The sequence below is a fragment of the Streptococcus sp. GMD4S genome (assembly GCF_000296955.1).
On record NZ_AJRE01000058.1, the window covers coordinates 1 to 12543 of the forward strand.

Annotated in this window: 12 protein-coding genes; 7 read left to right on the top strand and 5 right to left on the bottom strand. The window is 39.4% G+C overall.

What is annotated here, in order from left to right:
* Positions 1–174 precede the first annotated feature (174 nt).
* Both GMD4S_RS05545 and GMD4S_RS05550 read right to left on the bottom strand, forming a co-directional pair.
* Positions 175–2214, bottom strand: coding sequence for a retron Ec67 family RNA-directed DNA polymerase/endonuclease (locus GMD4S_RS05545; protein ID WP_000160018.1), 2040 nt, complete (start codon positions 2212–2214; stop codon positions 175–177).
* 297 nt (positions 2215–2511) lie between these two features.
* Positions 2512–3678 (bottom strand): CynX/NimT family MFS transporter, encoded by a 1167-nt coding sequence (locus GMD4S_RS05550; protein WP_000744862.1) that lies wholly within the window; start codon positions 3676–3678, stop codon positions 2512–2514.
* A gap of 221 nt (positions 3679–3899) precedes the next feature.
* Between GMD4S_RS05550 and GMD4S_RS05555 the strand changes: the two genes are divergently transcribed.
* The 4 genes from GMD4S_RS05555 (at position 3900) to GMD4S_RS05570 (ending at position 7518) form a co-directional block, all read left to right on the top strand.
* Positions 3900–4730, top strand: coding sequence for a glycosyltransferase (locus tag GMD4S_RS05555; RefSeq protein WP_001114309.1), 831 nt, complete (start codon positions 3900–3902; stop codon positions 4728–4730).
* Between the two features lie 76 nt (positions 4731–4806).
* A complete protein-coding gene (locus GMD4S_RS05560) occupies positions 4807–6657 on the top strand; it encodes a nucleoside-diphosphate sugar epimerase/dehydratase (protein ID WP_001035725.1) in 1851 nt (616 codons plus the stop codon).
* A gap of 248 nt (positions 6658–6905) precedes the next feature.
* A complete protein-coding gene (locus GMD4S_RS05565; protein ID WP_000947294.1) occupies positions 6906–7328 on the top strand; it encodes a DUF805 domain-containing protein in 423 nt (140 codons plus the stop codon).
* Positions 7303–7518 carry a DUF805 domain-containing protein gene (locus tag GMD4S_RS05570; RefSeq protein WP_000759535.1) on the top strand — a complete coding sequence of 72 codons (216 nt, stop codon included), beginning with the start codon at positions 7303–7305 and terminating at the stop codon, positions 7516–7518. Before GMD4S_RS05565 ends, GMD4S_RS05570 begins: the two co-directional genes overlap by 26 nt.
* Before the next feature lie 87 nt (positions 7519–7605).
* On the opposite strand, the gene GMD4S_RS05575 is transcribed toward GMD4S_RS05570, so the two are convergent.
* The 3 genes from GMD4S_RS05575 to sdaAB are packed head-to-tail and all read right to left on the bottom strand — an operon-like array spanning position 7606 to position 9815.
* Positions 7606–8235: an HAD-IA family hydrolase gene (locus GMD4S_RS05575; protein WP_001139320.1), complete on the bottom strand. Its 630-nt coding sequence runs from the start codon at positions 8233–8235 to the stop codon at positions 7606–7608.
* Positions 8236–8262: 27 nt separating this feature from the next.
* Positions 8263–9135: an L-serine ammonia-lyase, iron-sulfur-dependent, subunit alpha gene (gene sdaAA, locus GMD4S_RS05580; RefSeq protein ID WP_000500033.1), complete on the bottom strand. Its 873-nt coding sequence runs from the start codon at positions 9133–9135 to the stop codon at positions 8263–8265.
* 8 nt (positions 9136–9143) lie between these two features.
* A complete protein-coding gene (sdaAB, locus tag GMD4S_RS05585) occupies positions 9144–9815 on the bottom strand; it encodes an L-serine ammonia-lyase, iron-sulfur-dependent subunit beta (protein ID WP_000555868.1) in 672 nt (223 codons plus the stop codon).
* 241 nt (positions 9816–10056) lie between these two features.
* On the opposite strand from sdaAB, the gene GMD4S_RS05590 reads away from it, so the two are divergent.
* From GMD4S_RS05590 to GMD4S_RS05600, 3 genes are all read left to right on the top strand, one after another.
* Positions 10057–10701 carry a LysM peptidoglycan-binding domain-containing protein gene (locus GMD4S_RS05590; protein WP_000060317.1) on the top strand — a complete coding sequence of 215 codons (645 nt, stop codon included), beginning with the start codon at positions 10057–10059 and terminating at the stop codon, positions 10699–10701.
* Between the two features lie 278 nt (positions 10702–10979).
* Positions 10980–11786: an ABC transporter substrate-binding protein gene (locus GMD4S_RS05595; protein WP_001045254.1), complete on the top strand. Its 807-nt coding sequence runs from the start codon at positions 10980–10982 to the stop codon at positions 11784–11786.
* Between the two features lie 15 nt (positions 11787–11801).
* Positions 11802–12543: argininosuccinate synthase (locus GMD4S_RS05600; RefSeq protein ID WP_000031907.1), on the top strand; the 742-nt coding region annotated here is incomplete at its 3' end.

Genomic DNA, 12543 nt, shown 5'->3' on the forward strand with positions numbered 1-12543 from the left:
ATATTATATAAAAATTTTATATATACTCTTTTCAAATATATTGTATCTCAATATGAAAGCCCTGTCAAGAAATATGTGTAAAAATTTTACATATAAAAAAACTCCTAGTAAAAACTAGAAGTTTAGAGGATTATACATCAGTTATTCGGCAGAATTCTATATTTTAAAGATAAGCTAGAATAATGATTTATAATCTAGTATATTATCTCTTATACCGTCTAACAAAGGGATAAACTCAGTAAAATCGAATTTTTCATAATTTTTTAGAACATGCTTTGAAAGAATTTCTTTTCCATAATGATTATCACCACCACTCTTGGAGAATGTTTTCCCTTTTAAAATGGGTGGCAATTTACGTGACAATAATAGATCTTCAATATCAGAAAAATTACCGTCATTCTTACTAGATACTAAAGGTGTCGCCATAATATATAAGCTCCCATTTTTATTAATACGACAAGGTTTTTCTCTTCTAATTTTTTCTAAATTATCTGAAATTTTTGATTCTAAACTCTTGGAAGTCTTCGAGTCTTTATTCTGAGGATTCATTAGGTCTTTTGCATGATTCGCAAACAAAAATAAGGGAGATTTATCCTTACCATTTCTATTATTCGGTTCATTATCAAATAAAAATATTGTTGGATAATTTGGAATATTATCGGTTAATTGTTGGAAATAAGTAATATAGTTTGCGTATAAAATTCTTTCTTCTGGATCTAGAGCAAAAAATTTTTTCTTACCTTCATCATTATAGTAAGATTTATCAGAAAAATAATTATACCAATATTTAAAACCTTCTCCCCCTTCTGGAACATTAAAAAGATACTCTATTGTATTAGTATGATTTAAAAATTCAATTTTAAATACAAAGTTATTGCCAACTTTTTCAATAAGTTCTGGATATTTACGATAAAGCTTTTTTAAAGCTGCTTTAATATATCGGGGATCTGTCTTTCCTTCTGTGACAATTATAGGTTTATCATTTCCGAAAAAATATTTATAAAATAGAAATTTTTTGTACTCTTTTTCTCTAGAATTAAATAGAGACATGTACGTTTTCTTTTGTTCCTTACCTATACTGTAGAACTCTGTTGGTAAATTATATGTATTATGTTTTTTATTATCGAATAATTCTTTTCGTAAATCTTTATTATAAAAGATATATTTCCAATAATATTTCGATTCAGATTTTTTTGATGAGTTTCTGCCTAATAAATATTTCTGTGCATCCAGATTATTTTGAATCAGGGACTTTTTATAAAGTAAGTAGTTGTTGTATTGATCTATTTGAAAAATAAAAGCAAAGCGTCCCGTTAGTTGATTGATCGTTCCTGGTTTCTTATCTATTTCAAAAGCTCCATCTTTGTATAATTGAAAGGCCATTGCGCGAGTATTTTTTATGTACTCTCTTTTTACATTTATCTTTTTGTTGACAACCAGTCCAGTCACTTCTTGGCGCTGCATGTTATTGCTCAATCGTGTTTTTTTAGGATTAATTTCAAAACCAGATGAGATGATTACCTCCTCTAATTCAGTTAAAAAGTTATCTAACTCTTTGCTTGCTCTCAGTTTATTAGAGTTTAGTTCACGATTTGTCGAAAAAGTCATATCATCGGCGTATCTAGAATATGTAAAACGATATTTTTTAGCAATTTTGACAATCCGATAATCTAAAATTCTAGTAATTAAATTTGTGATGATGGGAGAAGAAGGGGCTCCTTGTGGTAACTTACCTTGGTAACATGCAATTTGAGCAATTACTGTAGCAATTTCTGGTGAAACAGTAAAATCCTTGTCTTTTATAAAGAAGCCTCTTACTCTTCCAAAATTAAAAGAATCAAAAAAGTTTTTCAAGTCAATGTTCAGAATGTATTTCTTGTTTCGATGCATCTGAGAGTTGGTAATAATGCTTTTCCCCTTTTCAAATGCGTGAGACAGAACAGGTGTTTTAAAGTTCTTATCCTTTGATTTAGATTCTATGCTTTCAAGGTAACATTCCCACAAAACATTAGACAATTTTTTCTGAAGGAACTTCAACTCTTTTTTGGGGGCATGTATAACTCTTTCTCCACCATTCTTTTTAAGGATAGTGAAAGAGTTATATAAATTATCAGTTTTTACATTGTACAATAAATAATTGATGTATTTAGCACTTTTCAAGCCAAGTAGTTTAGCAAAGTCATCTTTTGTTTGTAGTTGATTGAATTTAGTCATAATTTTTTCCTCATAAAAAAAAGCGTATGATAACTCTTACGCGAACAAGATTTCCAGAAGAAATCCAAGAAAATCCCTAGCTAATAAAACTAGGTAAAGCCAAACATTCCTATAACATCGCTGTTAATACTTGCGAACACACAAGTCAAAAATCTAATCATACGCAAACATATTCTATCACAAAACAAGATATTAATCTAGTTTTAAGGTGTATTAAACTAGATTATTGTATGGACCAAAAAAAGCCAGACTCTGTCTGGCTTTGCATTGTTTATGGTTATGATAGATTTTAGAAAATTAGAGAATCTTATCAGTCCGATCCACCATAAAGAGTGAGATGGTCATGATGATATCGATGGCTAGAAGGGCAAGGACAGCTGGGATCCAAGATTGGAAAAGTTCAAAACTATAACCAAACAAGGCAGGACCAAAAGCAGCTAAGATGTAGCCTCCTGTTTGCGCTAGTCCTGATAGCTGAGCTGTCTTTTCAGGAGAACTGGTTTTAAGCGAGAAGCAAACCATGAGGTAGGGGAAGAGGGCACTGCAGGCCGTTCCAATCAAGAGATGGACGACTAACCAGTAGAGGAAATTATTGGTTGGATACAAGAGCATGGCAATTCCTGTCATACCAGCGATAGAGATAATTGCCAGCATGATTCGACGGTGACCATCTGATAGACGAGTCGTCAGACTTGGAACAGTCATTGAAAAAGGAATGCTGATGAGTGAGAAAATAGAAGCAAGGAGAGCCGCATCACTATTAGAAATACCAGCACTAACAGCCATAGTTGGCAACCAGGTCATACTTGTATAAAAGAGCAAGGACTGAAGCCCGCCAAAGATAATGATAGCCCAGACATCTTTACTTTTTAGAATATTCTCTTTGACTTGCTTTTCTTTTTGGTTTTCTAGGTGGTGGTTGTGGCGATGATTTGGCAACCAGACTAGCAGAGTGACCAGACAGAGAAAGCTGAGAACGAGGATGAGGCCCTTCCAAGAACTAGCTTGGGTGATAGGGACGGATAGATAAGAAGCGATGGCTGTCGAAATTCCCATGGCAGTGACATAGAGCGTTGTTAGGAAACTAATCTTTTGAGGCTGATTTGCCTGGATCATACTTGGGAGGAGTACATTGAAGATCGCAATGCTTGCTCCCACAATTATGGTCCCTAGATAGAGAAGGGGAAGATTGAAAATCCGAATGACAGAGCCAACAGTTAAGAGGAGGAGACAGTATGTAAAGAGATGTTCCAACCCGATTTTTTGTGCCAAGCGGCTTGCAAAAGCAGAGAAAAGAGCAAACATCAAGAGAGGGAGACTGGTTAAAATCCCAAGAGAGCTAACCTCCACTCCTAGTCCCTGAGCAATATCTCCTAAAATAGTTGGAAGAGCAGTGAAGGGAGATCGTAAAACAGTCCCGATTAAGACAATTCCTAGAACAAAAAAGAGTGATTGTTTCTTCATAAAAACCTCGATAGGATGATTTTAATAACAGCTTATTTTAAGGTTTTTTCCTTATAATGTCAAGTAATGACAGCCAAGACAGATCAATCAATGGAAGTGAAAATAAAGTGAAAAGAGACAGATTTCTTTACTAGAATTTTCCTTGATTTGATATAAAAATAGGAAACTAGGAGAATTTGTGATAAAATAGTGGAAGGAAATCTATACATTGGAGAAAAACTGTGCCTGAAAAGCAAAAAATCAGCGTCTTGATGTCGGTCTATGTAAAGGAAAATCCGACGTTTTTAAGAGATGCTATCAAAAGTGTTCAAAACCAGACCTTGAAACCGAGCGAACTTGTTCTTGTTGAGGACGGGCCGCTCACACCCGAACTCTATCAGGTGCTAGAAGAAGTGGAAGCTCAGTCAGACATTCCAGTGAAACGGTGCCCCTTAGAGGAAAATCAAGGTTTAGGTTTGGCTCTTCGATACGGTGTTTTACAGTGTCAGTACGATATCATTGCTCGTATGGATACAGATGATATAGCGGTATCTGACCGCTTTGAAAAGCAAGTCCAACTAATGGAACAGGAAAATCTGGATCTCTTAGGTGGACATATTGCAGAATTTATTGACAATCCTGACGAGATTGTTTCTTACCGTCGTGTCCCAACTCGGCATGCAGACATTATGGCTTACCAAAGAATGAGAAGTGCCTTTAACCATATGACAGTCATGTTCAAAAAGGACATGGTCCTCAAGGCGGGCAACTATGAAGATGGCCTTTACATGGAGGATGACCTCCTTTGGCTCAATATGATTGCTGCAGGTGCCAAGACTGGAAACCTAGATCAAATCTTGTGTAAGGTTCGTGTCGGTGCAGGGATGTTTGAGCGTCGAGGTGGCTTGCGTTACCTTAAACTCTATCGTCAAGCTCGCCAACGGATGCTTGAGCGGGGGCAAATTTCTTACAGGGAATATGCTAAAAGTGTGGCCATTCAGGCAATTGTTGCACTTTGTCCAGGCTTTGTACGTCAGTTTATCTTCGTCAAACTTTTAAGAAAGAGAAAGTAAGCCCCGATAGACTGAATGATTCAGATTATCATAACAACAGTATCATCTGACTCTTTTAAGGGGGGAGTAAATTCCTATGAATAAAAAACTAACAGATTATGTGATTGATCTGGTTGAAATTTTAAATAAACAGCAAAAACAAGTGTTTTGGGGGATATTCGATATTCTGAGTATGGTGGTTTCCATCATCGTATCTTATATCTTGTTTTATGGCCTTATAAATCCTGCGCCTGTGGATTACGTCATCTACACTCTTTTAGCCTTCCTCCTCTATCAAATCATGATTGCATTTTGGGGGCTAAATGCTAGTATCAGTCGTTATAGCAAGATTACGGATTTCATGAAAATCTTTTTCGGAGTGATGCTCAGCAGTGTTCTTTCTTATGGAATCTGCTATGCCTTCCTTCCATTGTTTTCTATCCGTTTCATCGTACTCTTCATTTTGTTGAGTACCTTCCTCATCTTGCTTCCTCGTATCACTTGGCAGTTGATTTATTCTAAACGTAAAAAAGGTAGTGGAGATGGAGAACACCGTCGGACCTTCTTGATTGGTGCTGGTGATGGTGGTGCCCTCTTTATGAACAGCTACCAACACCCAACTAGCGACCTTGAGCTAGTGGGGATTTTGGATAACGATGAAAAGAAAAAGGGACAAAAACTAGGTGGAATCCCAGTTTTGGGCTCTTATGATAATCTGCCTGAATTAGCTAAACGTCACCAAATCGAGCGTGTTATCGTAGCGATCCCTTCGCTTGACCCATCAGAGTACGAACGCATCTTGCAGATGTGTAATAAGCTAGGCGTCAAATGTTACAAGATGCCTAAGGTTGAGACAGTCGTTCAAGGACTCCATCAATCAGGCAGTGGCTTCCAGAAAATTGATATCACAGACCTTTTGGGCCGTCAGGAAATTCGTCTCGACGAATCGCGTCTGGGTACTGAGATTACAGGCAAGACCATCCTGGTGACAGGAGCAGGTGGTTCGATTGGTTCAGAGATTTGTCGTCAGGTTAGTCGCTTCAATCCCGAGCGTATCGTCTTGCTTGGACATGGTGAAAACTCAATCTATCTCGTTTATCATGAATTGATCCGTACATTCCAAGGAATTGATTATGTTCCTGTTATTGCAGATATTCAGGACTATGACCGTCTCTTTCAGGTGTTTGAGCAGTACAAACCAGCCATTGTCTACCATGCTGCAGCCCACAAACACGTTCCGATGATGGAGCGCAATCCAAAAGAAGCCTTCAAGAACAATATCCTCGGTACCTACAATGTTGCCAAGGCTGTTGATGAGGCCAAAGTACCTAAGATGGTCATGATTTCAACTGACAAGGCGGTCAATCCACCGAATGTTATGGGTGCAACTAAGCGCGTGGCAGAGTTGATTGTCACTGGCTTTAACCAACGTAGTAAATCAACCTACTGTGCAGTCCGTTTTGGGAATGTTCTCGGTAGTCGTGGTAGCGTGATTCCTGTCTTTGAACGTCAGATTGCTGAAGGCGGTCCTGTAACGGTGACAGACTTCCGTATGACACGTTACTTCATGACCATTCCAGAGGCTAGCCGTCTAGTAATCCATGCTGGCGCTTATGCCAAGGACGGAGAAGTCTTTATCCTCGATATGGGCAAACCAGTCAAGATTTATGACTTGGCTAAGAAAATGGTCCTTCTAAGTGGGCACACGGAAAGTGAAATTCCAATCGTTGAGGTCGGTATTCGACCAGGTGAAAAACTCTATGAAGAACTCTTGGTTTCGACCGAATTGGTTGATAACCAAGTCATGGACAAGATTTTCGTTGGTAAGGTAAATGTCATGCCGCTAGAAGCGATTGATCAAAAGATTGAAGAGTTCCGTTCACTCAGCGGAGATGAGCTCAAAGAAGCGATTATTTCCTTTGCGAATGAGACAACTCATGCTGAGTAAGAGTGTCCAACTACCTTCATAATGAAACAACTATCGCCAGTTTTCTGAGAGAATCAGAAAGCTGGTTTTTATAAATAGAGAGTAGAGAACATCGGATCTTTCAAAGGTTTAATAAGCGCAACTATTCAAGGGAAGATGTTATGTGATCTATCAGGAGAGTGATTTCAGACAATCTAAAAACTACCTCTATTTTAAGCTGGTAACATAACTTTGCGAAATAAGTATTAAAGTCAAAAGGAGATTTTTGTATGCTGAGTGCTATTAGGAGTTTTTTCAAAGGCTATGCAAATTTTTCTGGTCGTTCCACACGTCCAGAATTTTGGTGGGTTTGGCTACTAAATATGGTGATTTTCTTGCCCGCCTACTACTCACTTTTTACTGGAGTAGAATCTGATAAAGCCATCAGGAATATTGCGGTCTTCAGTATGTGTATTATTTTGTTTATAATAGAGTTTGTTCCTCTACTAGCACTGATAGTACGTCGCTTACGAGATGTGGGTATCCATTGGGCCTATATTTTTATTGTATTTGTTCCTTTGGGTGCAATAACACTGCTCGTTATGCTCGCTATGCCAAGTCAACGATTTGGAGAAAAAGTGATAGAGAATAGTGAAACAAATAAAGAGAACACTGAAGACTCTCAGTTTGAAGAAATGGTACGAAAATATTAAGATATTTCTACTCTATTTTAAAGCGGCTGAGTCGCTTCGCTGCTTACGAGACGCTGGTTTCCACTGGGCCTTTATCTTCATTGCTTTGGTTCCTCTCGTTGGACCGATTGCTCTTATTGTCATGCTTGCTTGGCCAAGTAAGAAGGATGAAGATACAGATACTGAAGAACAGGATCAAATTACTGCTTAAGCATGGAGTTGATTCCTTCTGATAGTAACAACATATAAAAAATACTCCTCAACCTAGTTCACTAGTGTTAGGAGTATTTTTGTATGGTTAGAGCTGGCTAATGATATCATCAATGGTATGGGCAATCCAGTCAGGCTGATAGCTGAGTAAATCAGCCTCTTCTCCAAATCCCCAAGTAACAGCAAACTTTTTAATGCCAGTTTCTTGGGCTCCAATCATATCAAACTTGGTATCCCCAATGATGAGGACTTGGTCTGCATGGAGTTGATGCGTTTGCAAGGCGTAACGGATGACATCTGCCTTATGTGGCGTTTCAGGACTAGAGCCGTAAATGCCATCAAAGAAATGATGGATTCCCAGATTTTTAGTCATATCATGAGCAGTAGGAGTATTCTTTGTTGTAGTGATGTATAGAGGGTAGTTTTGCGAAAGCTCTTGAAGCAATTCTGTTATTCGGGGGAAGAGTTGGGCTTCGTGGATTCCTTTTTCCTTGTAGTAAGAGCGGTATATCTGCACAGCTTCTGAGATTTGTTCCTTGGGAAGACACGTTGCAAAGCTACTTTCAAGTGGCGGGCCCATGAAACCACGAATGGTTTTGGCATCAGGGCTTGGAACTCCTAGCTCTTTAAAGGTATGGGTAAAGGCATTGTGGATCCCGAGGGAACTGTCAACCAGGGTTCCGTCTAGATCAAAAAAGATTGCTGAGATAGAGGGCATAGTTTCTCCTAATAGATATAGATAAGCTTATTCTCCGAAGATTTCTTTTTGTAGGCGACGACCAGTAGGTGTAGCGGCAAGTCCACCCTCAGCCGTTTCACGAAAGGCAGTTGGAAGACTTGATCCGACTTGGTACATGGCATCGATGACTTCGTCAACAGGGATCTTAGACTCGATACCTGCCAAGGCCATATCAGCTGCGATAAAGGCAAAGCTGGCTCCCATGGCATTGCGTTTGACACAGGGAACTTCAACCAAACCAGCGACGGGGTCGCAGATGAGGCCCAGCATATTTTTAATGACAAAGGCGATGGCTTGACTAGCCTGATAGGGCGTTCCACCTGCAGCCAAGGTCAAGGCTGCGGCACTCATGGCAGATGCAGAGCCAACCTCGGCCTGACAGCCACCTTCAGCACCTGAGATAGAGGCATTGTTTGCGATAACCAATCCAAAGGCACCAGCAGCAATGAGGAAATCCAGCTGTTCTTCGTGACTAAGGTCTAGTTTTTGGATAGCAGCAGTGAGAACGGCTGGCAAACAACCAGCACTTCCTGCGGTTGGAGTGGCGCAGACCAAGCCCATCTTAGCATTGTGTTCATTGACCGCGATGGCATTACGGGCTGCTGATAGGATGGTAAAGTCCGACAAGGCCTTGCCGCTTTTGAGATGGCGGTCTAGTTTGGCCGCATCTCCACCCGTTAAGCCACTGCGGGATTTATTTTCACTGAGACCGAGCTCGACAGAGGCTTTCATGACTTCTAGATTGCGTTCCATGAGGAGGAGAACTTCTGGCCGTTCTCGACCGGTTAATTGATATTCGGTTGCAATCATGAGTTCTGCGACATTTCCTTGGAAATCTAGATCTGCTTGCTCGACCAATTCTTTGATAGAATAAAACATGTTTCCTCCTACTTAAAGAAATTGACATTATGGAGATGAGGGATTTTTCGGATTTCTTCAATCGCCTCTTCGCAACTTCGACTATCGACTTCGATAATCATGATGGCTTTTTCTCCAGCTTTTTCTCGAGTCACATTCATCTGCGCGATATTGATATCGAAACGAGAGAGGGCTTCAGTGACATGGGCAATCATACCTGGAACATCCTGATGCACGATGATAATGGTTGGTGTGTTCATGTTGAGAGAGACAGCAAAGCCGTTAAGTTCCGTAACTTGGATATTTCCTCCACCGATGGAAATTCCTGTCACACTGATGGATTTGTGTTCATTCTTCACAGTAATTTTAGTGGTATTAGGATGAGGAGCGTTGCTATCTTTCTGAATGGTCCAGACAATCTTGATACCGCGTTTATGGGCAATCTCAAGGCTATTTGGAATATCGGGATCGTCCGTATCCATACCTAAAATACCAGCGACGAGAGCAAGGTCCGTTCCATGACCACGGTAGGTTTTGGCAAAGGAGTTAAATAATTGGAATTCGACTTCTGTCGGCGTATCGTCAAAGATGGAAGAGACGATTTTCCCGATGCGAACAGCTCCAGCTGTGTGGCTACTTGATGGGCCAATCATGACAGGTCCGATAATGTCAAAGACAGATTGAAAACGAAGTGAGTGCATCTGTTTCCCCTTACAAAGATTCTTATATCTATTATATCAAAGAATGGACCTCTGCGCTTATTTCCCTTATCAAAAGCTTAAAATGATTAAAGATAGTATAAAATAAGGTCTTTTGTGACAAAAACCTCCTTAAAACGGTAAATATAAAACATTTTTGTAATATTTCTACATAAAACCGTTAAACAACGGTAACATTTAAAAGGTATCATAGATATATCCAATGGAAGGAGAATTTTTAGATATGTCATTAACAACTAAAAAAATTAAAACAACTATCGCAGGAGTAGCAGCTTTGCTTGCTTTCTTTGCTCCATCACTTGCATCTGCCCAAGAAACTGTAACTTACACAGTTAAATCAGGTGATACTCTTTCAGAAATCGCTGAGAAGTACAACACAACTGTTGAAAAATTGGCAGCAAAAAACAACATCAAAGATATTCATCTTATCTATGTTGACCAAGTTTTGGTTATCGAAGGAACAGCTCCATCGACAGCAACTGCAACCGCTGCAGCTTCAGCAACAACTTATGAAGCCCCAGCAACTGCGGAAGAAATTGCAGAAGAAGCAACTGAAACAACTGCAACAACAACTTATGAAGCCCCAGCTGCACCTGCAGCTCCAGCAGCAGAAAGCAACACTGCAGCAGCTTCTACTGTAAGTGGTTCTGAAGCAGAAGCCAAAGAATGGATCGCTCAAAAAGAATCAGGTGGTAGCTACACTGCTACAAACGGACGTTACATCGGACGTTACCAATTGACAGATTCATACTTGAACGGTGACTACTCAGCTGAAAACCAAGAACGTGTAGCAGATGCCTACGTTGCAGGACGTTACGGTTCATGGACAGCTGCCAAGAACTTCTGGCTTAACAACGGTTGGTATTAAGAATAAAAGAGTCCTTTAGGACTCTTTTTTTGTTTCTCTATAACAAAAAGTGTAAGGAGCTTCTCAGCAATGTTCTATTTGTATAATTCCAACGAAATTCTTCAAATTGTTTTAAAACTCAAATAGTATAAATAAGCTTATTATGTGTAAAAATATATCATATAATAAGCTTTTTCTTGATTAAAATGAAATAAAATACAGTTTTCTCTTGACAAACAAGGTCGAGAAGAGTATTATTTATACAATAATAAAGTATAAAAATAAAAGGAGGCTCTTCTATGAATAAAGTGAAGAAGGTGTTGATGACGATGTTTGGTTTGCTTATGTTTCCCTTATTATTTGCTTGTAGTAACACTCAATCCCAAGGTGTTGAAGCCATTAAGGCTAAAGGAAAATTGGTGGTGGCCCTAAATCCAGAGTTTGCTCCATTTGAATACCAGAAATTGGTCGATGGGAAAAATCAGATTGTAGGTTCAGATGTTGAGCTCGCCAAAGCCATCGCAAAGGAACTAGGTGTAGAAGTGGAGTTCTCTCCAATGAGTTTTGACAATGTACTGGCTAGTCTTGATTCAGGCAAGGCCGATCTTGCCATATCAGGTGTTTCTAAAACGGAGGAGAGAAGTCAAGTTTACGATTTTTCAATTCCCTACTACACTTCGAAAAATAAGGTTATCGTAAGAAAATCTGAATTAACGAATTACCAATCAGTCAAGGATTTGGCTCAGAAAAAGGTTGGAGCGCAGAAAGGTTCTATCCAGGAAACTCTGGCCAAAGAAACCTTGCAGAATGCTTCTCTCGTTTCACTTCCTAAAAATGGAAATTTGATAACAGAATTGAAATCAGGGCAACTGGATGCAGTTATCTTTGAGGAACCAGTGGCGAAAGGCTTTGTAGAGAATAATCCAGACCTAGCCATCGCTGAGTTTGATTTTGACAATGACAAAGAAGATTCCTATGCTGTTGCGATGAAAAAAGACAGTAAAGAATTAAAAGAGGCGGTTGACAAAACCATCCAGAAGTTGAAGGATTCTGGGGAATTGGACAAATTGATTGATGATGCTTTTAAAGCCTCTATCGAAAAATAGAAAGAAGGAAGAGAAATGAGTAAGGAAAAAGTTATTTTAGCCTATTCAGGTGGATTGGATACATCAGTTGCTATTACATGGTTAAAAAAAGACTATGATGTGATCGCTGTTTGTATGGATGTGGGGGAAGGAAAAGATTTGGAGTTCATCCATGATAAAGCTCTCAAGGTTGGAGCTGTAGAGTCTTATGTCATTGATGTTAAGGAAGAATTTGCTAATGACTATGTTTTAGTGGCCCTTCAGGCTCATGCCTACTATGAACAAAAGTATCCCTTGGTATCTGCTCTGAGTCGCCCTCTTATTTCAAAAAAACTCGTTGAAATAGCTCATCAGACGGGGGCAACTACAATTGCCCATGGTTGTACAGGCAAGGGAAACGACCAAGTTCGGTTTGAAGTCTCTATTGCAGCTTTGGATCCCAATTTAAAGGTAGTTGCACCTGTTCGTGAGTGGAAATGGTCTCGTGAAGAAGAAATCCAATATGCAAAAGAAAATGGCGTCCCAGTTCCTGCTGACCTTGACAATCCTTACTCTGTCGATCAAAATCTTTGGGGACGTGCAAATGAATGTGGTGTCTTGGAAAATCCTTGGAACCAAGCGCCAGAAGAAGCATTTGGAATCACATCTTCACCAGAAGAGGCACCAGACAGTCCAGAATTTATTGACATTGAGTTTAGTTGCGGGGTGCCTATCTCCCTCAATGGTGAGAAGATGAAAGTGGCGGATTTGATTCAAAAACTAAATGAAATTGCGGGTA